This is a genomic window from Pseudomonas sp. BN505, assembly GCF_029873175.1.
In the GTDB taxonomy this organism is placed as follows: domain Bacteria; phylum Pseudomonadota; class Gammaproteobacteria; order Pseudomonadales; family Pseudomonadaceae; genus Aquipseudomonas; species Aquipseudomonas putida.
This window is the reverse complement of sequence record NZ_SSOI01000015.1, coordinates 75,729-97,313: the sequence shown is the minus strand read 5'-3', so window position 1 is coordinate 97,313 and position 21,585 is coordinate 75,729. Positions and strand designations below refer to the sequence as shown.

The following is a 21,585-nucleotide window of genomic DNA, read 5'->3' as shown; positions in this document are numbered from 1 at the left end:
AATAACTCAAGGTCGGCTTAGGCAATCTGCTCGGGGGCACAGGCCCGGCCGCTTTGCGCCGCCTGGCGGATGGCTTCGATCAGCGCCAGCGTGCGGCCACCGTCGGCAGCGTCGATCAGCGGCGCCTGCTCACCGCGGGCAACCCGCACGAAATGCTGCAACTGCAGGGTCAATGCCTCGCCATCAGGAATGGTTTCTTCGCTCTGCAGCAGCGGCGTGTGCCAGCCAGACCCCGCCTCGGCGTAGTGCCAGCGCTTGAGCTGGGGAATACTCAGCGCCCCTTGGGTGCCAGCCAGCAGGTAGCAAGGCTGGCCATCCTGGCGCGGGTAGATCGGGCTTTCGCCGGAGTCCAGCTCCCAGCTCCACGGCGCGGCCACCGCGTCGGAGCCGGTCAGGCTGCCCAATGCGCCGTTGGCGAACTGCAACAGCACCGCGGCGCTGTCTTCATTGGCAAAACCGCGTACATCGTTGCGGGTGAACGCCTGCACCTGCACCACCTCGCCGCAAAGATGCCGCAGCAGGTCGAGGTCGTGGATCAGGTTGGTCAGCAAGAAGCCGGCCCCCGGCTCGCGACGCCATGGGGTGTCGAAGTAGCTGTCTGGCTTTTGCAGTTGCCACAGCGCGGTGACATTGATAAGCCGGCCCAGCTTGCCGTCGGCAATCACCTGGTGCGCCTTGGCGATCAGTGGATTGTGCCGCCGGTGATGGCCGACCAGCACTGGCACACCCCGGCTGCGCGAGCCCTCTACCAATGCACGAACTTCATCCAGGTGCACGCCCACCGGCTTCTCGACCAGCACTGGCACGCCGGCCTCGATGCAATCCAGCGCGGTAGCCACATGCAGGTTGTTCGGGTTGGCAACGATCACCGCCTCGGGGCGCACACGCTCCAGCATCTGCCGGTGGTCGGCAAAACAGGGCACGCCGCACTCGGCGGCAAAGGCCTCGGCCTGCGGGCCCGGGTCGGCCACCGCGCACAATTGGGCTTGCGGCACGTTACGCAGGTGCTGATAGTGCTGGCGGCCCATGATGCCGGCGCCAATCAAGGCAATACGAAGGGGTGCATTCAACAGCCTGTCCTCTTGTCGTTGTTTTTTGGCAGATTCTGAAACTGAATTCCAGAATCAACACTCGACAATTTAGAACCAAGTTCAGCTTTTCAGAAGAACCGGCAGAACAGACTGTGCGGTAATCGACCAGTAATGCGCCTTCAGGCAAACAATTCGCTTGCCCGGCTGGCTGCAGACAGCTCTTGCGCCGCCGCCAGCAACAGCGGCGCCAGCTCTGCCAGGCGGCTTTGCGCCATCCGTGCGCTAGGCCCGGCGATGCTCAATACGCCAATCACCTCGTCCGTTTGCGGGCGACGCACCACCGCCGCCAGGGCCGAGGTACCGATGGCCGAGGTTTCCTCCACCCAGGCATATCCCTGCTCGCGGGCACGGTGCAGGTAGGCAAGCAGTTCCTCAGTGGAACGTGGTGCGTTGGGGCCGAACTGCGCAGGGTCGGCAATGCCCTGGCGCAACACCATCTGCAGCGCCTGTTCATCGTCCAGGCTGGCCAGCCAGGCATGCCCTGAAGCGGTGTAGAACAGTGGCGCATCGCGGCCCATGTCCGGGTCGTAGCGCAGCCCGGAGCGGGCGCCCTGGGACTTGGCGATCCAGGTCTGGCGGGTACCGTCGATCACGCCAAGGCGCACCAGTTCGCCGCTGTCCTGGGCCAGGCGGTCGAGAATCGGCTGGATGATGTCGGCACCGTTGCTGGACAGGTAACGAAAGCCCAGGGCCACCAGCTTGGCCGACAGCTGGTAGCGGCTGTTGTCGCGGTTCTGCCGCACGTAGCCTAGCCGCACCAGCTCGGTGAGCATGCGGTGGGCCGCGCTTTTGGGGATGTCCAGGCGCTCGGCCAGGGTTTGCAAGGGCAGCCCCTGGGGTTCGCCGGTAAGGCTCTCTACAAGACTGAAGGCGCGTTCGATCTGACTACCAGCCATGACACAGTTCCCTGATTTTTTTGCGGATTCTAGAAGATGATTCCATATGAGCGGTAGAGCGCGCAGCCAGCCTGCCGTGAAATGTCCGGTTATCGCCCAGTAGTTGCCCTTCCAGGCTGCCAGGCCATTGCGGGCCGACCCACTGCGGATAAAAATATGGAACCTTGTTCTAATAACAAAACAGGAACGCCGCAATGCCTTCTGCTGCTCTCGATACCGAATACGATGTACTGGTCATAGGCTCTGGCGCCGCCGGGCTGGCTGCGGCCGTGACAGCTGCCTGGCACGGGCAGAAGGTGATCGTGTTTGAGAAGGAACCCGTGTTTGGCGGCGCCACCGCGTGGTCGGGCGGCTGGGCATGGGTGCCACGCAACCCGCTGGCCCAGCGGGCTGGCATTGTGGAAGACATCGAGCAGCCACGCACCTACCTGCGCAATGAACTGGGGGCGAATTACAACGCCGAGCGGGTGGATGCCTTCCTCGAAGCCTGCCCGCACATGGTGGCGTTCTTCGAAAAACACACAGCGCTGCAGTTTGCCGACGGCAACGGCATCCCGGACATGCATGGCGACACACCCGGTGCGGCCCAGGGCGGCCACCAGGTAATTGCCGCGCCGTACGACGCCCGCCAGGTGGGCGCCTTGCTGCCGCGCCTGCGCAAGACCCTGCGCGAAACCTCATTCATGGGCATGCCGATCATGGCCGGCGCAGACCTGGCCGCCTTCCTCAACATGACCCGCTCGCCCAAGGCCTTGCTGCACGTGTGCAAGCGCTTTGGCCGCCACCTGTATCACCTGGCCCGGCATGGCCGGGCGATGCACCTGGTCAACGGCGTGGCATTGGTGGCGCGCCTGGCCAAGTCGGCACAAGACCTGGGCGTGCACCTGCAGGAGTCGGCGCCGGCCAAACGCCTGCTGGTCGAAGAAGGCCAGGTACGTGGGGTGCTGGTGGGCACACCGCAGGGCGACCGGCAGATCCGGGCCAAGGCCGTGGTACTCGCGGCAGGTGGCTTCCCCAACGACAGCGCCCGGCGCCGGCAGCTTTTCCCGCGTGATGCCAGCGGCCACGACAACCTGGCCCTGCCGCCGCAGGGTTGTTCCGGTGACGGCCTGCGCCTGGGCGAGTCGGCCGGGGGCGTGGTTGCCACCGACCTCAAATCGCCAGTGGCGTGGGCACCGGTTTCGCAGGTGCCGCACCGCGACGGCAGCGTCGGCCACTTCCCGCACATCATCGAGCGCGGCAAGCCCGGCATCATTGGCGTGCTGGCCAACGGCAAGCGCTTTGTCAACGAAGCGCATGGCTATTACGACTATGTGTCAGCCATGGTCGCGGCGGTGCCGTCGGACGAGGAAGTGTGCTCGTGGCTGGTTTGCGACCATCGCTTCTTGCGCCGCTATGGCCTGGGTTACGCCCGCCCGGCACCGCTGCCGGTAGGGCCGCATGTGCGCAGCGGCTACCTCAAGCGCGGCGCCACGCTCGAACAACTCGCCCAGGCGTGTGGCATCGACCCGTCCGGGTTACGCGCCACGGTCGATGACTTCAACAGCCACGCCCGCAACGGCCAGGACCCGGCATTCGGCCGTGGTTCCACACCGTTTAACCGCAAACAGGGCGACCCGCAGCACAAAGGGCCCAACCCTTGTGTAGCGCCCATTGAGCATGGGCCGTTCTATGCGGTGAAGGTGAAGCCTGGCTGCTTTGGCACCTTTGCCGGGCTGCGCACCGATGGCAGTGCCCGCGTGTTGGACGAGGCCGGGCAGCCGATCCCGGGGTTGTATGCTGCAGGTACCGACATGGCCAGCGTGTTTGGAGGCTGGTACCCGTCGGGTGGCATCAACCTGGGCCCGGCGCTGACCTTTGGTTATGTGGCCGGGCGGCACATTGCCGGGGTGCAAGGGTACGAGTGAGGTACGCTGAAACTGCTGCGGCGGAAACCTGTCAGCCTTATCTGATGTTTTGTCGCCCGAAGCTTGCATCAGGTGGCAGGCATTGCTGCGCTCGAAGCGGATATCTGCGCCAGCCAGTAAGGCACATCGACCTCGTCGATCTGCTCGGCGCGCAGGAAACGCTCGGCATACTGGCGGTACACCCCGCTGCTCAAGAACAGGTGCAGCAGTTGCCCGTCGATGTGCCTGTCACGGGCCATGAACACCAGGATTTTTACTGATTCGGACAGCGTCTTCGGTGGCTTGTACGGCCGGTCGGCTGCGGTCAGCGCTTCGAAGATGTCGGCAATCGCCATCACCCGTTCGGCAATGCCTAGGTCGTGCTCGCCCAGCCGGCGCGGGTAACCGCTGCCATCCATCTTCTCGTGGTGGTTGCCGGCAATGGCCGGTACCCTTTTCAGCTGGCGTGGAAACGGCAGCGCGCTGAGCATGATGATGGTCTGCACGATGTGCTCATTGATCTTGAAGCGTTCCTCGTCATTCAGCGTGCCGCGTCGAATCGACAGGTTGTACAGCTCGCCATGGTCGCTGGCATGGGCTGGCAGGCGCATGTCGAACCCCCAGTGGTTGCGCGGGTCGCCCTTGGCCACCGGTGGTTTGCGTTCACCCCAGGGCACGCGGTGCTCCGGCCGGTCGGCCAGCAGGGATTCGTCTACCGGGAGTGCAGGTTGCGGTAAACCTGCAAAACGCTCCGCCTCGTCGCGGGAAATGCCCAGGCGGTTGTCGAAGTGGCGCTGCCAGCGGCGCTGGCCAATCTGCTGCAAACGCTCGATGTCGGCGTCCTGCATGAACTCGCCGCCGATGTTGGCCTGGGCGACGAAGGCGAAGTCATTCTGCAGCCGATCCTGGCTTTGTACCAGGCTGGCTTGCAGCGCCCGCTGATCGGCACCGCTGGCCAGGCCCTGCCAGTACGCGAGCTCGGCATCGCGCCACAGCACTTCAAAGCGCATGCGCACCTCGTGAATGCGGTTGTGCAGGGTTTCCAGCTTTGTCGCCTTGTCCACCACATACTCGGGGCTGGTGACCTTGCCACAATCGTGCAGCCAGGCCGCCACGCGAAATTCATAGCGCTCGGCTTCGGTCATGTTGAAGCTGGCATAGGGGCCGGTGTCGGCAGCTACTACCTGGTCCAGCAGCATCTGCGCCAGCTGCGGCACCCGCTCGCAATGGCCGCCGGTATAAGGGCTTTTGGCGTCGATGGCGTCGGCCAGCAGCTTGATCATGGCATCCATCAGGCGTTGCTGGGCTTCGACCAGCTGGCGCGTCTCGATGGCCACAGCCACCACACCCGACAGCTCTTCGGCAAACTGCCGGAACGGCTGGCCCAGCTGGTCGTCGTCCAGTTGCAGCACCAGGATGCCCAACAGCGCCTGGCTACGGTCTTTCAGCACCACAGCCAGGCTGCGCTCGTGCAGGCCGAGGGCTTGGTTCACGGCAGCGGGCAGCGTGGGCCGGGCAGCTTCATCCACGGCCAGCTCGGCCGGGTATTGCTCACCGCGGCAGGAGGCGGCCAGGCGCAGCAGCGCGTGCTCGGCGTCAAACAGGTACACCACACCAGCATCGGCCCCGGCGGCCTGCACCAAGTGGGTGAGTACGCCATCGAGCATGTGCTCGAGGTCGCGCTCGCGACTGAGCGCGAGGGTAATGGCCTGAAAGCTGCGGATGGTGCCAGACATGCGGCTCAGTACATGGCTCAGTTCGCGTACTTCGGTCACCCGCGACTTCACCCCCACTTCGCGGCTGAAGTCGAAGCCGGCCAAGCCTTGCACCTGCTCGGCCAGCACCTTCAACGGGCGACCGATGCGCCGCCCAAGTACCCCGCCGAGCACCAGCAGCACGGCCATCAGCGCAGCGGTCCAGAGCAACTGTTCGAACAGCACCTTGCGCGCACCGGCCAACAACTCATGGGCCGGCACGGCAATCAGCACCTGCAGGTCCTGCCCGGCCAGGTTGGTCAGCGGGATGCGCATGCCATACCAGGTCTGGCCCTGCACCTGATAGGGCTGTGCCCGGGTGCCTTGCTGCTGGTCAGCGTAAAGGTGTTGCAGGCTTGCAACGCCCAGTTCGCCGACACGCGACAGGCGCAGGCCCTGCCCTTCATGCACGATTACCCGCTGCAGGTTCGGGTAGGCCACGACGCTGCCTTGGTCGTCGACCACCGCAATCTCTGTGCCGGGGGTGATGCGCAGCCCCTGGGTTTCGCTGGCCAGGTCGGTGACCGAAACATCCATGCCGATCACTGCACCACCGTCAACACTGCGCTGCGCCATGGTCAGGCCGATCTCGCGGGTGGTGAAGAACACATAGGGCGGCGTTAGCGCGGTACCGCGCTGTGCGCTGGCTTCGGCGAACCACGGGCGCGTGCGTGGGTCGTAGCGGTATTCGGGTTTGGCCTGAGCCTGCAACAGGTTCAACGCCCTGTCGTAGTAGCGCCACTCGCCCTGTACCACCCCGCCTTCACCCCGGCTGACACTCTGCACCAGAAACGCCGTGCCCGCCGGCGCGGCAAAGCGCTGCAGCAGCTGTGGGTCCCGCAGCCGGCGCACCAGCAGGAAATCACCATTGGTGTAACCGATGTAGGCAGCACTGAGCATGCGGTTGGCATCCAGCGTCTCGACCAGCTGTGGCAGCCGTTCGAAGCGCTGTGCCTGGGTATGTGCAGCGGGGTTGTGGGCCAGCAGGCGGATACTGCTTTGTGCCGGGTCGATCAGCCGCCGGGCGCGTTCGTCGATGGTCTTGCCAACTTGCTGGGCGGCATCGCCGGCGGCGGCTACCAGGGTCTGGCGAATGCCGTAATAACCCTGCCAGGCCAGGGCGGCGCCGAGCAACAGTATGCCCAGCACGACGGCCAGCGCTACCAGCCATTGCAGCGAGATCCCACGCCCGGCTTTACCGGCAACACGGCCATTCGACACGCAGCCCATTCCAGGTACTCCATGTGTGGCAGTTTGAAGGAGCAGCCAGAACGATCATGCAGGCCAGGGCCATTCGCAGGCAGCGTGACGGGCCGAATGGTGGCAAGTAGCCCTGGTCCATCTTGGCAGCAGTGTAGAGCGCACGTGGGCTTTCTGCCGGGATGGCAAAAAAAAATTAACCTGGGCCAGTAAAAGCCGCACAGCCGTTACATAGGCTTCAAACCCGCTGTTCCAGCATGACCAACGCCCCGACAATCAGCGCCTGCATGCCCTCAAGCAACTCCACTTCCATCTCCGATTCTTCGCCAGCCCGGTCGGCTTCCAGCAGCGGCTCGCGCCCCGACACCGTGTACACCGTATCGGCCACGGCAAAGCAATGGAACGCCACCGTCGACAACAACCAGCGCGCCTGTTCCAGGCTCAGGCCGTAGGCCTGGGCGATGTGCGCCTGGTGGTCGTTGATCTTGTCGATCATCGCTTCTGTCGCTGCCAGCCTGCGGATCACATAGGGCGTCAGACCCGGGTGGGCCTTGACGAATGCCTGTACCGACATGGCAAAGCGCGTCAGGTAGGCCTGCAACCCTTCTACACAATCCCCGTCTGCCCCAGGGATTTGCCAGCGCTGAAAGATCTCCTCGGCCACCAGGCACTTAAGTGCTTCGATGTTCGGCACATGCTTGTACAGCGCCATGTGGCTTACCCCCAACGCAGCGGCCACGCCAACGAACGTGAGGTTGGGCAAGCCGATGGCGACGCTCACATCGGCAATCCGTTCACGGGTGATGGTGCGAGGGCGACCGCGTCCGGGGGTGCGTTGTGGTGGTTGCATCGGGTCCTCCAGGCATTGTGAAGACAGTCTTGTAGCTGTCTTGTCGGGTTTTCGCAAATTAGTTTATAGTCATGCAACTAATTTATTTGCAGCTTTCCAGGCCCGCTTCATGTCCGATTCATCAACGCCCCTTGACGATGCCGCCCCTTCAATAAACAACGCCCGCAGCCCGCTCGGCCGTGTGCTTTCCCCCATTCGCGGGCGGCTGGCGCTGTCGGCGGTGCTGGCTGCTGCGGGTTCGATGCTGGCTTTGGTACCGCTGGCAGGCATTGCGCACATCGCACATCTGGCGTTGAGCGAAACCGCCACATCGGGCGCCATTGGCCGGGCCATCGCAGCCAGCATCGCCAGCTTGTTCACTGGCATGGCCCTGATCACCGCAGCCGAAATGCTGGCGCACCAAGCCGACAACCACATCACCCATCACCTGCGTGTGGCGATCGGCCAGCGCCTGATGCAAGTGCCGCTCGGCTGGTTCAGCGAGCGGGCATCAAGCGAAGTGAAACGGGCCATGCAGGACGACATCGGCACACTGCACAGCCTTACCGCGCACTTTTTCACCACGCTGGGCCGCGCCGTGGGCGCCGTGCTGATTTCAGTGGCCTACCTGTTCGCCATGGACTGGCGCCTTGCCGTGGTCGTCCTGCTGCCCTTCCCGGCGTTCTTCCTGTTTCTGCACCGTGCCATCAAGGCCAGCGCAGCGCATATGGGTGATGTGGTTGCGGGCATGGGGCGCATCGACAACGCGGTGGTCGAGTTCGTCAATGGCATGCCGCTGGTCAAAGCATTCGGAGGGCGCGGCAACGTGCAGGACCGCTACGGTGCAGCGGTCGATGCCTTTGCCAACACCTTCACCGGTTTCACCCGCCCACTGGTTGCGGCGATGGCACGGGCCAATGCCTTGATCGCCCCGGTGACGGTACTGGGGGTGGTGCTGCTGGCAGGCATGCTGTTCGTGGCGTTGGGCTGGATCGAGCCGCTAAAGATACTGCCTTTTGCCCTGGTCACACCCGGGTTGTGCGCGCCGCTGCAGCTGTTGCATTACATAACCCACGACCTCAATAACGCCGTGGCGGCGGCCCAACGGGTGCAGGCCCTGCTGGACACCCCGGTGCTGCCGGCCCCTGCCGCTGGCGCCCTGCCCAACGGCAGCGACATACGCGTGGAGCAACTGAGCCATGCCTACGCCCCCGGCAACAACGTGCTCGATGACGTCAGCTTCACCTTGGCCCCCGGCACCACCACCGCCATCGTCGGCCCCTCTGGCGCCGGCAAGTCGACCCTGGCGCGCCTGCTGCTGCGGTTCTTCGACCCCGATGCCGGGCGCATCACCCTGGGCGGCATCGACCTGCGGCAGATCGAGAGCCGCGAACTGTACCGGCGCATAGGTTTCGTGCTGCAGGAGGTGCGGCTGATCCACGCAAGCGTGGCCGACAACATCGCCCTGGGTAAACCGACTGCAACCCGCGAGCAAGTCGAAGCGGCTGCGCGCCTGGCCAACATTCACACACGCATCCTGCAACTGCCGCGTGGCTATGACTCGGTGGTGGGCGAAGACGCGCAATTGTCCGGGGGCGAACAGCAGCGCCTGAGCATTGCCCGCGCCGTGCTGCTCGACCCGCCCGTGCTGGTACTGGACGAGGCCACCGCAGCCGCCGACGCCGAGAGCGAGGCGGCGATCCAGGATGCCCTGTCGCGTTTCGCCCGGGGTCGCACCCTACTGATCATCGCCCACAGGCTGGACACGGTGATGCATGCCGACCAGATCCTGGTGCTGGACCAAGGCGCCCTGTGTGAACAAGGGCGCCACAGCGAATTGCTCACCCGCCAAGGCCTTTATGCACGGCTGTGGGCGCAGGGTGGTTATCAGAACACCGTGAAAAAGGCGCTGCCAGCATGCTGAAAACCTTCGTTCGACTGCTGGGCGAAAGCGCACCGGCATGGCGCCGTTACCTGCTGATGACCGTGCTGTACGGGGTATTCAGTGGCCTGACCATCAGTACCCTGGCGCCGCTCATGCTGCACCTGCTTAACAGCGAAATACGCGCTGCCAGTGCCTGGTTGGCCGTTCTCGCCGCCGGCATGACGCTGTGCTGGGCCTGGCGACGCCAGGTGGAACAGGCCGGCATAAGTTTGGCGGTAGCGGTGCTGCAAGGCGGCCGCCAGCACATTGGCGCCCAGGTGGCACAGCTGCCACTGGGTTGGTTCACCCCCGACAACACCGCACGGCTCGGGCATGTGATTACCCAGGGCATGATGGCCGTGGCCCAACTGCCGGCCCATGTGCTCACGCCCTTGATCAGTGGCAGCGTCACGCCGCTGGTGCTGTTGGTAGCGCTGTTCACCCTGCACCCACCGCTGGGGCTTGTCGCCCTGCTAGCGCTGCCGGCGCTGGCCGCGGTGCTGCTGTTCAGCGCACGCCTGGGGCACCGCGCCGATCAGGCCTTTCACCAGTACTTCGCCGCCGCCAGCCAGCGTATGGTGGAGTTCGCCCAGGAACAGTCGGTGCTGCGGGCCTTCAGTGGGGAGGGTGGTGGCACACGGTTGCTGGCGCAAAGCCTGGAGCGTCAGCGCAGCAGCGGCATGGGCCTGATCATTCGTGCTTCGCTGTCAGCACTGTTCAACAGTTGGGCCGTGCAGGCTACATTTGCCGCGCTGTTGGTGACCGCCGGCCTGTGGTTCGGCGATCAGGCGGGTGGCCGGGCGCAGGACGCAGTGGCGGTGATCGTGGCACTGGTGCTGGTGTGCCGCTTCATCGATCCGCTGCAGGACGTGGCCAGCCATGTCGAGATCCTGCGCGGGGCCCATGGCCAGCTGCAGGAAATCGAACGGATCCTGGCAGCCAAGCCATTGCCAGAACCCGCCTCGCCCCAGCGGCCGGTGGGCGGCGCAATCAACCTGCAAGGGGTGAGCTTGCGCTACAACCCCACCGGGCCCGACGTGCTGCAAAACGTGAACCTGCACATCCCGGCAGGCAGCATGACCGCCGTCATCGGCGCCTCGGGCTCAGGCAAGACATCACTGATGCGCCTGATTGCACGGTTCTTCGATGCCACCGAAGGCAGTGTGCACATTGGCGGTGTCGACGTGCGGCAAATGGCCCGCACCAGCCTGACCGACACGGTCAGCCAAGTACTGCAGGACACCTGGCTGTTCCAGGGCAGCATCGCCGACAACATCCGTATCGGCAAACCCGATGCCAGCGACGCCGAGGTACGGCAAGCGGCGCACATGGCCGGCTTGGCACACACCCTCGAACGGCTGCGCGAGGGCCTCGATACGCTCGTGGGCGAAGGGGGTGCGCGGCTTTCCGGTGGCGAACGCCAGCGTGTGAGCATTGCCCGTGCGCTGATCAGGCAAGCACCAGTACTGCTGGTGGACGAAGCCACCGCCGCCCTTGATGCCGAGAACCAGGCCGTGATTGCCCATACGCTGCACAGCCTGCATGGGCGTTGCACCTTGGTGGTCATCGCACACCAGCTCAGCACCGTGGCCATGGCCGACCATATCGTGGTGCTGGACGCCGGGCAGGTTGTCGAGCAAGGCACACCGGCCACACTGCGCGCCAATGGTGGGCACTATGCACGCATGCTCGAACAGCGCCACGCCGCCAACGGCTGGCGCATCGGGGCACCGAGGGTGGAACACGACTGATGCGTGTTGCATGCCTCATCCTGTTCCTGGTGTTGTGCGCGGCCTCACTGGCAGTCGGCGTTCGTGAGCTGGCCTGGTCTCAGCTGCTTACCCTGCAAGGCGACGCCTGGCTGACCCTGACCGCAAGCCGCCTGCCACGGCTGGCCGCATTGATACTGGTGGGTGTCGGGCTGGCGGTATGCGGTGTGATACTGCAGCAGATCGTGCGCAACCGTTTCGTCGAGCCCGGCACCACCGGCGGGCTCGATGCCGCGCGCCTGGGCATACTGCTGTCGCTGGGCCTGGCGCCCGCGGCCGGGGCAGTGCTGCGCATGCTGTTCGCACTGGCCGTGTGCTTTGCCGCCAGCCTGCTGTTCGTCGCCATCATTCGACGCATACGCGCCCGCAACGCGGTGCTGGTGCCGGTCATCGGCCTGATGTACGGCGGCGTGCTGAGTGCGCTGGCCGAGTTCTACGCCTACCGCTTCAACCTGCTGCAAAGCATGCAAGGCTGGTTGCTGGGTGATTTTTCCAAGGTGGTGCAGGGCCGCTACGAAATCCTCTACCTGATTGTACCGATCGTGTTGCTCACCTACCTGTACGCACAGCGCTTCACCGTGCTGGGCATGGGCGAAGGCATGGCCACCAGCCTGGGCCTGAACTACACCGCCAACGTGACGTTGGGCCTGCTGCTGGTAGCAGTGACGGTGTCGGCCAGCGTGATCATCGTCGGCGCCATCCCCTTCGTCGGCCTGGTGGTGCCCAACCTGATCGCCCTGCGCCATGGCGACAACCTGCGCCGCACCCTGCCACTGGTGGCGCTGGGCGGTGCGGCCTTGCTGCTGGTCTGCGACCTGCTCGGGCGGTTGCTGATCTACCCGTTCGAAGTGCCCATCGGCCTGACTGCAGGCGGCCTGGGTGGGCTGATCTTCCTCGGGCTGATCATCTGGAGGCAGAGATGAAAGGCCAACACTGCATGTGGCTGGCCGTGGTCGCCCTGGCCACGCTGTTCGTGTTCGTCAACGCCGGGGCGGATTTCGCCTACCTCATCCCCAAGCGCCTTGTGCGCCTGGCGGCCATGGTGATCGGTGGCGTGTGCGTGGCCTGCTCCGCCATCGCCTTCCAGACCCTTTCCGGCAATCGCATCCTCACCCCGGCGATCATGGGTTATGAGGCCGTTTACCTGCTGCTACAGGCGCTGCTGGTGCTGGGCATGGGCGTGCAGGGGCTGATCATGCTCGGCAGTGACGGCAATTTCCTGCTCTCGGTGCTACTGATGCTCGGCTACTCCTGGGCCCTGCACCGCTGGCTGTTTCGTGACGGCAAAAACAACGTGTACTTCCTGCTGCTGGTCGGCCTGGTGCTGACCATGGTCATGGCCACGTTCACCCAGTTCGTCCAGTTGAAAGTCAGCCCCGGCGAGTTCTCGATGCTACTGGGCTACACCCAGGCTTCGTTCAACCGGGCTTCGCCGCAGTTGCTGCTGTATTCGGCCCTGCTGGTGGCAAGCGTGTGTGTGCTGCTGGCCCGGGCCGTACCGGTGCTGGACGTGCTGGCACTCGGGCGAGACCAGGCCATTTCGCTGGGCGTGGACTACCGGCGCAACGTGCGCCTGGTGCTGGCGCTGATCGCCGCGCTGGTCGCGGTGTCGACCAGCCTGTTGGGGCCCACGGCATTCATGGGCGTGTTCGTCGCCAATATCACCTATGCGATGGCCGGTACCTTCCGCCACCGGGTCACTCTGGCCCTCGGCAGCGCCGTGGCCATTACCGTGTTCATTGCCGCCCAGTTGCTGGTCGAGCATGTCTTCAACTACAGGACCACCGTCGGCATCCTCGTGAACCTGGTGTGTGGCACCTACTTCCTCGTCCTGATGGTGCGCAACCGGGGAGCCGCATGATTACTGTCCACGATCTGCACAAAACCTATGGCAGCAAGGCGGTGTTGAGCGGGGTAAGCGCCAGCTTCCCGCGCGGGCAGTTGACCTCGCTGATCGGCCCCAATGGCGCCGGCAAGTCCACCTTGCTGATGATGCTGGCCCGGCTGCTGGCGCCTGCCAGCGGTGACATATGCCTGGACGGGCAAAGCATCGACAGCATCGCTATCGACGACTACGCCCGGCGCGTGGCCACCCTGCGCCAGTCGGTCGACTTCAACCTGCGCCTGACCGTCGACGAACTGGTCGCGTTCGGCCGCTTCCCCTACAGCCGTGGTGCGCTCACCGCTGCAGACCGTCGGGCCATCGACCAGGCCATTGCCTTTCTGTCCTTGGAGCCGCTGCGCCAGGCTTACCTCGATGAACTCAGCGGCGGCCAGCGGCAAATGGCCTTTCTGGCCATGACCATCGCCCAACAGACCGACTATCTGCTGCTGGACGAGCCGTTGAACAACCTCGACATGCGCCACGCCGTGCAGATCATGCGCGCCCTGCGCCGGCTGTGCGACGAGTTCGGCCGCACGGTGATTTTGGTGGTGCACGACATCAACTTCGCCGCCGCCTACTCCGACTGCATCGTCGCCATGCAGGGTGGCCGTGTGCATTGCAGCGGCAGCGTCGAGCAGGTTGTGACCGAGCAACAGCTGCACGCGCTATACGGGGTGGATTTCGACATCACCCACAGCGCGCGCGGTCGCCTGTGCAACTACTTCAACCCACCCGGAGAACAGCAATGAACCGCAACCACCCCGCCAGCGGCTGGCCATTGGCGCTACTGCTAGGCGTCACCCTCGCCCTGCACGGCTGCAATGAGCCCACGGCAGCCACAGCGGCACCGGCGAACACCACGCGTCATGGCGACTACACGCCGGTAACCGTGCAGCACAAGCTGGGCGCCACGTTGATCAGTCAACTGCCACAGCGCACGGTGGCACTGGACATGAACGAAGTGGACTTCCTCGACCAGTTGGGCGTGCCCGTGGCGGGCATGCCGAAGGACTTCGTGCCGGACTTTCTTGCACGCTACAAGGATGCCGGGCAAACGGCAGATGTCGGGTCAATCGTGCAGCCCAACCTGGAGCGTGTGCATGCGGCGCGGCCTGACCTGATCCTGATCACCTCGCTGCAGGCCAACCACTATGACGAACTGAGCGAAATGGCGCCGACTCTGCACTTCGATGTGAACTATCGCGACAGCGAAACCGGGCATGTCGCCATGGTCACACAGCACTTGCTCAGCCTTGGGCAGGTGTTCGGCAAGCAAGGCTTGGCCCAGCGCAAGGCTGACGCACTGGAGGCCAGGCTGGCCCAGGTGCGCAACGTCACCCGCGACCGCCCGGAGCGGGCCTTGGTGGTGCTGCACAACAACGGCGCCTTCAGCGCCTTCGGCGTGCAGTCGCGCTACGGTTTCATCTTCAACGACCTGGGCGTCAAGCCGGCCACCACTACCCTGGATACCGGCCTGCATGGCCAGCCGATTTCCAGTGAGTTCATCCAGCAGGCCAACCCCGACATCCTCTATGTGGTTGATCGCACCGCCGTCATGGAGCACCGCCCGCTGATGACGGCTGAAACGCTGGGCAATCCGCTGCTGCGCCAGACCAACGCGTGGAAGCACGGCCGCGTGGTGTTCGTCGACCCGCAGGCCTGGTACGTCACGGCCGCCAGCCCGACCTCACTGGCCTTGATCGCGGCTGACGTGATCAGGGGCTATCAGGACTAGGCACTGCCTTTATGCAAATACCTGTCACTGCGTTAGCGCGTGATTCTCATTTGCCTTACGTCTTAGCTTTTTAAATGCAAAAACACAACCCGCCATCTGTCCCTCTGGAGCCATCGCGTGTCCATCCGTACCTTGCACACACTCTCGTCCCCTACCCTGGCATTGCCTGCGCTGCCGCGAACCCCGCTGGCACATGCCGTATTCATTGGCCTGGCCCTTGGTAGCTGCACACTGGTGCCAACCGCCGCACACGCCGACGCAGCCAACCCCCGCCCCCACGAGGCCGCTGAAGAAAAACCCGCCGCCCCGGAATTGCCTGCCACCCTGATCGACGCCCAGGCCAGCGCTGTCGATCCATTGCCACCGGTGTATGCCGGCGGCCAGGTGGCAACCGGCGGGCGCGTAGGCCTGCTGGGCAACAAAGACTTCATGGAAACGCCGTTCAGCACCGTCAGCTACACCGACACCTACATTCATGATCTGCAAGCCCGGGACATCACCGACGTCATCGCCGCCACCGACCCGTCGGTGTTCAGCAACGGCCTGACCGGCACCTACAGCGAGAACTACTCGATCCGCGGCTTCCAGACCAGCGTCAGTGACATGACTGTCGATGGCCTCTTCGGCATGGCCCCCTACTACCGCGCCTCACCCCAAATGTACGAACGCATCGAAGTACTCAAAGGCCCGTCAGCGCTGCTTAACGGCATGCCGCCCGGCGGCTCGGTGGGCGGTGTCGTCAACCTGATTCCAAAGCGCGCTGGCGACACGCCGCTGACCCGGCTGACCGCCACCTACGCTTCCGATGCCCAGCTTGGCGGCCATGTCGACGTTGGCCGGCGCTTCGGTGAGGGCAACCAGTTTGGCGTGCGATTCAACGGCATGTACCGCGACGGCGACACTGCCATCGACGATCAACGCCAGCGCAACGTGCTGTCTTCTCTGGCCCTGGACTGGCGTGGCGAACGTGGCAAGCTGTCGCTCGACCTGTTCGATTCCGACGACCACATCAGCGGCCAGAACCGCGGCATGGGCCTGGCCGCTGGCGTACCAGTGCCCAAACCGCCAAAAAACGACACACTGCTCAACCCCGACTGGGCTTATGTGGAAACCAAGGACAAGGGCGTCATCCTGCGCGGTGAGTACGAACTGAACGACCAGTTGCTGGCCTATGGCGCGGTAGGCACCAGCAAGACGGACTATCGCTACAGCGGCGCACTCACAGCCACGGTGAACAACAGCGCGGGTAATTTCACCACCGCGATGGGCCAGTTGCAGATGGAGATCCACAAGACCTCTGCCGAGGTCGGGCTGCGTGGCCATTTCGACACCTTCGGCATCAACCACCAATGGTCGGTCAACGCCACCCAGTACAGCGACACGCAAAAGGACTTCGGCCGCCGCGCCGCCGGCTCGAACTGGACGACCAATATCTACAACCCGGTCTGGGGCCCGAAGGTATCGGAGGCCTGGCCGCTGATCGCCCACACGGAGAACGACCTGAAAAGTTATGGCATCGCCGACACCCTGTCGGTGCTGGACGACCGCGTGCAACTGACCCTCGGCGTACGTCGCCAGGAAGTGGTCACCGACACTTACAACACCAATACCGGTGCCCGCAACAAACCAGGCTATGACACCCATGCCACCACCCCCGCCGGGGCCATCCTGTTCAAGCTGACCGATGAGCTGTCGCTGTACGCCAACTACATCGAAGGCCTGAGCAAAGGCGCGGCCGCTCCGATCACCGCTGCCAACTATGGCGACGTGTTCGCGCCGTACAAATCAAAACAGAAGGAAATCGGCCTCAAGCTCGACCTGGGCACGTTCAGCCACACCTTGGCGCTGTATGAAATCAAGCGCCCGGGCAGCTACACCGACCCGGTCACCAACATCTTTTCGTTCGGTGGCGAGCAGCGTAACCGGGGCGTGGAATGGAGCTTCTTCGGTGCCCCTCGGCCCGACGTACGCCTGATGGGGGGCGTGGCTTATGTCGACCCCAAGCTGACCAAGACCGCAGGCGGTTCCAACGATGGCAAAACCGCCACGGCCTACCCCAAGGTGCAGGGCAAGCTGGGCATGGAGTGGGACATCCCCGGCCTGGATGGGCTGACCCTGACCGGCAACGTGACCTCACAGTCCAAGCAATACATCAATGCCGAGAACAGCCTGTCGATTCCGGGTTACACGATCTTCGACGTTGGCGCCCGCTTTGTGACCCTGGTCGCCAACAAGCCGGTCACCTTGCGAGCGAACATCGCCAACCTGGGGGACAAGGACTACTGGGGTGTGCCACTGACCCAGACCCTGGGGTTGGGGGCGCCGCGGACCTATCAGCTTTCGGCTAGCGTGGACTTCTAACCGACAATTGTGCGGTGCATGTGGGGGCCTCTTCGCGGGTGAACCCGCTCCCACAGGTACTGCACCGGCCTCAGGTGCAGTGCGATACCTGTGGGAGCGGGTTTACCCGCGAAGAATGTGACGCGGTAATGGGTGGTGATATCAGCCGCGCAGCTGGTACCAAGTGGTCTTGAGCTGCGAATACTTATCGAACGAATGCAACGACAGGTCGCGCCCGAACCCCGACTGCTTGCCACCGCCGAAAGGCACCGTCACATCCAGCGCGTCGACTGTATTCACAGACACGGTACCGGCTTTCAACGCCCGCGCTACCCGGTGCACCTGGTTGAAGTCATCGCTCCACACCGAAGCCGCCAGGCCATAGATACTGTCGTTGGCCAGGCGCACCGCCTCTTCTTCCGTGTCGAAGGCGCTGATTGCCAGCACCGGCCCGAACACTTCCTCCCGCGCCAGGCTCATGCGGCCATGGACACCGGCAAAAATGGTCGGCTCGATGTAGTTGTCCGACCCATCGATGGTCAGGCGCCGACCGCCACACACCAACCGTGCGCCCTCTTGCCCGGCGTGCACAATGGCGGCTTCGATGCGGCCGGTTTGTTCGGCATCGACAATAGCACCAGCACGACTCGCCGGGTCCAGCGGGTTGCCCGGCAACCACTGGCGGGCTTTGGCTTGCAGGCGCTCGACAAACTCGTCATGGATGGAGCGCTGCACGTACAGCCGCGAGTTGGCCGAACACACCTCGCCCTGGTTGAAGAAAATACCGAATGCGGCCTTTTCCGCCGCCAGGTCCAGGTCCTGGCAGTTTTCGAACACCAGGTTGGGGCTCTTGCCGCCACACTCCAGCCACACCTGCTTGAGGTTGGACTGCGCCGAGTACTGCATGAAGTACTTGCCCACCTGGGTGGAGCCGGTGAACACCAGGCAATCCACATCCGGGTGCAGGCCCAGCGCCTGCCCAGCCTGCTCGCCCAAGCCAGGCACCACGTTCAGCACGCCTTCCGGCACACCGGCTTCCAGCGCCAGCTGGGCCAGGCGCAGGGCCGAGAACGGTGATTGTTCAGCAGGTTTGAGCACCACGCTGTTACCGGCAGCCAGCGCCGGGGCGAGCTTCCAGGCGGCCATGTCGAGCGGGAAGTTCCATGGCACCACGGCAGCGACCACGCCGAGGGCTTCGCGGGTGATGGTAGCCAGCGCATTGGCAGCAGTGGGCGCCACCTGGTCATACAGCTTGTCCAGCGCCTCGCCGTACCAGGCGAACACATGGGCCGAGCCCGGCACGTCGATGTTGTAGGCGTCCATCACCGGCTTGCCCATGTTCAGCGAGTCAAGCACTGCCAGTTCTTCGCGATGGGCCATGATCAGCTCGGCCAGGCGCAGCAGCACCTTCTTGCGCTCGCCTGAGGCCATGCGCGGCCAGGGGCCTTGTTCGAAGGCCCGACGTGCGCTGACCACGGCAAGGTCGACCTCGGCCTGGCCGCAGGCAGCGACCTGGGCCAGTACGGTGTTGGTTGCGGGGTTGATGGCGGCGAACGTGGCGCCATCCTGTGCGTTGACGGGTTTGCCGTTGATCAGCGCCTGGGATGGCAGGTACAGGTCCGAGGCGCGTTGTTGCCAGAATTCGAGGGTGTACATTTGTACTCCAGGCGACCGCAGTGGCGATCATTTTTGCGGAAGTAACAGGTACCACACAGTCCGCAAGCGCGCCGCGCCTCCTCTGTGGGAGCGGGCGCGCCCGCGAATCAGGCGACACGAAGGATGGCACCGGCTTCGCCGGTGTTCGCGGGCATGCCCGCTCCCACAGGGGAAACCGGTTGCCCTTGGTAACGGCTTAGAGCTTGCCAACCAACCGAGCGGTGCGGTCCACGGCAATGCGGGTTTTCTCTACCAGCTCATCCAGCTCGCTGTGGTTGGCGATCAAGGCCGGTGCCATGATCATCCGGCCCAGGGTCGAGCGAATGATCACGCCTTCCTCGAAACCAAAAGTGCGGCATTGCCAGGCCAGGTCGTTCTCGTTGGCGAAGCGTTTGCGCGTCGGCTTGTGCTCGGCGAACTGCAACGCTGCTACCAACCCGGCGCCCTGCACCTGGCCGATCAACGGGTGGTCGGCGAACACCTCGCGCAGGATGCGCTGCAGGTACGGCCCGGTGTCATCCTTCACCTGGGTGACGATGCCTTCGTCGCGCAGCGCCTTCAGGTTGGCAATCGCCACCGCCGCCGCCACCGGGTGGCCGGAATAGGTCAGGCCGTGGGCAAACACCCCGCCACGTTCCACCAGCGCCTCGGCAATGCGCTTGCTCAGCACCAGGCCACCCATGGGCACATAGCCGCTGGTCAGGCCCTTGGCGATCGACAGGGTGTCGGGCTCGAATCCGAAGTATTCATGGGCAAACCACTCGCCGGTGCGGCCAAAGCCACCAATCACCTCATCGGCGCACAACAGCACGTCGTACTGGCGGCAGATGCGCTGGATTTCCGGCCAGTAGCTTTCCGGCGGGAAGATCATGCCGCCTGCGCCCTGGAACGGCTCGGCGATAAAGCCGGCAACGTTCTCGGCGCCCAGTTCGAGGATTTTTTCCTCCAGCTGCAAGGCGCAGCGGCGGCCGAACTCGGCCGGGGTCAGCTCGCCACCCTCGGCGTACCAGTACGGTTCGTCGATGTGCGCCACATCCGGGATCAGCCCGCCCATTTCGTGCATGAACTTCATGCCGCCCAGCGCCGTGGCCGCCAGGGTCGAGCCGTGGTAACCGTTCCAGCGGCCAATCATGACCTTCTTGTTCGGCTGCCCGACCACTTGCCAGTAGCGGCGTACGGTACGGATCAACACTTCGTTGGCTTCAGAGCCGGAGTTGGTGTAGATCGCGTGGCTGTAGTGGCCGGGCAGCAGGCTGAACAGCAGCTCGGACAGTTCGATCACCGCCGGGTGGGTGGTGTGGAAAAACATGTTGTAGTACGCCAGCTGGTCCATCTGCGTGGCGGCAGCGACAGTCAGGTCGCGGCGCCCGTAGCCGAGCTGGGTGCACCACAGGCCAGACATGCCATCCAGGTAGCGCTTGCCCTCGCTGTCCCACAGGTGCAGGCGTTCGCCACCGACGATCACCCTCGGCCCTTCGGCATTCAGCGCCTTCTGGTCGAGGAAGGCATGGATATGGTGCGCGGCATCGGCTGCCTGGTAGTCGCGGGTCTGGCGTTGCGGGGCGAAAGGCGCATTCATTGTTGGTTTTCCTTTGCGGTGGGGTTGCAGGGTGGCCGGCGCTCAGCGCAGCTTGCCCATGTAGCTTTCCAGCGGGTCCTTGCCCAGCACGCCCTGGGCATTGGCCAGCGCGTCGATGAACAGGGAAAACAGCTCGGACTGGGTACCGATGTCGAGCTTGGCGTAGACGTTCTTGCGGTGCGACTTGATGGTGTCTTCCGACACCCCCAGGCGCTCGGCCAGCGACTTGGTCGAGTGGCCACGCAGGATCAACTGGGCGATACGGCATTCACGCTCGGTCAGCAGCGAGCTGCCGAAGTTGTTCAGCGCGGCGTGGATGCGTTGTTCGAGGATGTTCTCGAAGCGCGCGGCGCGGCTGTCCAGCCCGGCGAAGTGCTTGCTCAGCACCGCCAGCACCCAAGGCGTGATGCGCCCGTACAGCTCGCGGGTGTGTGCATCCAGCTTGTCGGTGAACGCCAGCGACACCGCCAGGCTCTGCCCCGGCGCAACCTGCAGGATGTAGTTGAGCTCATCCTCCAGGTGCGAGTGCCGGTAGAACGACTGGTAATACTCGCTGACCTCGAAATGGTCGGGTGCCACTTCGAACAACCCATAGCACCCCGACGCTACCTGCTCCACACAGGCACCGTAGAACGGGTCGAGCAGGTAGAAGCCGGACAAGTAGCGGCTGACATTGCCCTCAGGCTGCCAGGGCGCCTTGTCGTCCTGCTCGAACAGCGCACAAGGCATGCCGTCGTGCGGGTACAGGTACACCGTGGTCGCCTGGATCGGCCGGATAACGCCAAGTGCGGCAAACAGGTTAGCGGCAAAGCCCGGTCGGCCGATTGCCTCGGTGACCTTGGCCAGGTGCTCGAACCACTGTTCTGAAAGCAATTGATTAGTCACTGTGGGCCTGCCGTTTCTATTCAGTGGCACCGCCGCCAGTGCGGTGCGTTGTTGACCAGATACTCCCACGCCACCGCTGACGCCGAAATCACCCTTTGGGGTGAGCCGGGCAAGGCTGTACCCGCTCACCCCAAAGGGTGATTCCGGGTACCTGCA

At 64.2% G+C, this 21,585-nt stretch carries 15 protein-coding genes; 8 read left to right on the top strand and 7 right to left on the bottom strand.

The window, feature by feature from the left end:
- Positions 1–17: 17 nt before the first annotated feature.
- Together E8E78_RS02860 and E8E78_RS02855 are read right to left on the bottom strand one after the other, a co-directional pair.
- Entirely contained in the window at positions 18–1,070 is a 1,053-nt protein-coding gene (locus E8E78_RS02860) for a Gfo/Idh/MocA family oxidoreductase (protein ID WP_016500306.1), read from the bottom strand.
- A 140-nt stretch (positions 1,071–1,210) separates the two neighbouring features.
- Positions 1,211–1,987, bottom strand: coding sequence for an IclR family transcriptional regulator (locus E8E78_RS02855; RefSeq protein ID WP_016500307.1), 777 nt, complete (start codon positions 1,985–1,987; stop codon positions 1,211–1,213).
- 194 nt (positions 1,988–2,181) lie between these two features.
- Here E8E78_RS02855 and E8E78_RS02850 point away from each other — a divergent pair, with 194 nt between their 5' ends.
- Positions 2,182–3,894: an FAD-dependent oxidoreductase gene (locus tag E8E78_RS02850; RefSeq protein ID WP_280313940.1), complete on the top strand. Its 1,713-nt coding sequence runs from the start codon at positions 2,182–2,184 to the stop codon at positions 3,892–3,894.
- A gap of 68 nt (positions 3,895–3,962) precedes the next feature.
- On the opposite strand, the gene E8E78_RS02845 is transcribed toward E8E78_RS02850, so the two are convergent.
- On the bottom strand, positions 3,963–6,857 hold the full coding sequence (locus E8E78_RS02845; RefSeq protein WP_049274812.1) for an HD domain-containing phosphohydrolase: 2,895 nt from the start codon (positions 6,855–6,857) through the stop codon (positions 3,963–3,965).
- A 208-nt stretch (positions 6,858–7,065) separates the two neighbouring features.
- On the bottom strand, positions 7,066–7,677 hold the full coding sequence (locus E8E78_RS02840) for a TetR/AcrR family transcriptional regulator (protein ID WP_280313942.1): 612 nt from the start codon (positions 7,675–7,677) through the stop codon (positions 7,066–7,068).
- A 109-nt stretch (positions 7,678–7,786) separates the two neighbouring features.
- On the opposite strand from E8E78_RS02840, the gene E8E78_RS02835 reads away from it, so the two are divergent.
- From E8E78_RS02835 to E8E78_RS02805, 7 genes are all read left to right on the top strand, one after another.
- Positions 7,787–9,580, top strand: a complete 1,794-nt coding sequence (locus E8E78_RS02835; protein WP_049274810.1) for an ABC transporter ATP-binding protein — start codon at positions 7,787–7,789, stop codon at positions 9,578–9,580.
- A complete protein-coding gene (locus E8E78_RS02830) occupies positions 9,574–11,331 on the top strand; it encodes an ABC transporter ATP-binding protein (RefSeq protein WP_280313944.1) in 1,758 nt (585 codons plus the stop codon). The genes E8E78_RS02835 and E8E78_RS02830 overlap by 7 nt, the downstream gene beginning before the upstream one ends.
- Positions 11,331–12,272, top strand: coding sequence for an iron chelate uptake ABC transporter family permease subunit (locus E8E78_RS02825; RefSeq protein ID WP_059395031.1), 942 nt, complete (start codon positions 11,331–11,333; stop codon positions 12,270–12,272). Before E8E78_RS02830 ends, E8E78_RS02825 begins: the two co-directional genes overlap by 1 nt.
- Entirely contained in the window at positions 12,269–13,210 is a 942-nt protein-coding gene (locus E8E78_RS02820) for an iron chelate uptake ABC transporter family permease subunit (protein WP_061202420.1), read from the top strand. The genes E8E78_RS02825 and E8E78_RS02820 overlap by 4 nt, the downstream gene beginning before the upstream one ends.
- Positions 13,207–13,983 carry an ATP-binding cassette domain-containing protein gene (locus E8E78_RS02815; protein WP_280313946.1) on the top strand — a complete coding sequence of 259 codons (777 nt, stop codon included), beginning with the start codon at positions 13,207–13,209 and terminating at the stop codon, positions 13,981–13,983. Before E8E78_RS02820 ends, E8E78_RS02815 begins: the two co-directional genes overlap by 4 nt.
- Complete coding sequence (locus E8E78_RS02810; protein ID WP_049274803.1) at positions 13,980–14,969, top strand: siderophore ABC transporter substrate-binding protein; 990 nt, start codon at positions 13,980–13,982, stop codon at positions 14,967–14,969. Before E8E78_RS02815 ends, E8E78_RS02810 begins: the two co-directional genes overlap by 4 nt.
- Before the next feature lie 117 nt (positions 14,970–15,086).
- Positions 15,087–17,330 (top strand): TonB-dependent siderophore receptor, encoded by a 2,244-nt coding sequence (locus E8E78_RS02805; protein WP_280313948.1) that lies wholly within the window; start codon positions 15,087–15,089, stop codon positions 17,328–17,330.
- 141 nt (positions 17,331–17,471) lie between these two features.
- Here E8E78_RS02805 and E8E78_RS02800 read toward each other — a convergent pair whose 3' ends face one another.
- The 3 genes from E8E78_RS02800 to E8E78_RS02790 form a co-directional block, all read right to left on the bottom strand.
- Positions 17,472–18,965, bottom strand: coding sequence for an aldehyde dehydrogenase (locus E8E78_RS02800; RefSeq protein WP_049274801.1), 1,494 nt, complete (start codon positions 18,963–18,965; stop codon positions 17,472–17,474).
- A 196-nt stretch (positions 18,966–19,161) separates the two neighbouring features.
- Positions 19,162–20,544, bottom strand: coding sequence for an aspartate aminotransferase family protein (locus E8E78_RS02795; RefSeq protein WP_028613596.1), 1,383 nt, complete (start codon positions 20,542–20,544; stop codon positions 19,162–19,164).
- Positions 20,545–20,586: 42 nt separating this feature from the next.
- On the bottom strand, positions 20,587–21,429 hold the full coding sequence (locus E8E78_RS02790) for a LuxR C-terminal-related transcriptional regulator (RefSeq protein WP_049274798.1): 843 nt from the start codon (positions 21,427–21,429) through the stop codon (positions 20,587–20,589).
- Positions 21,430–21,585: the final 156 nt, after the last annotated feature.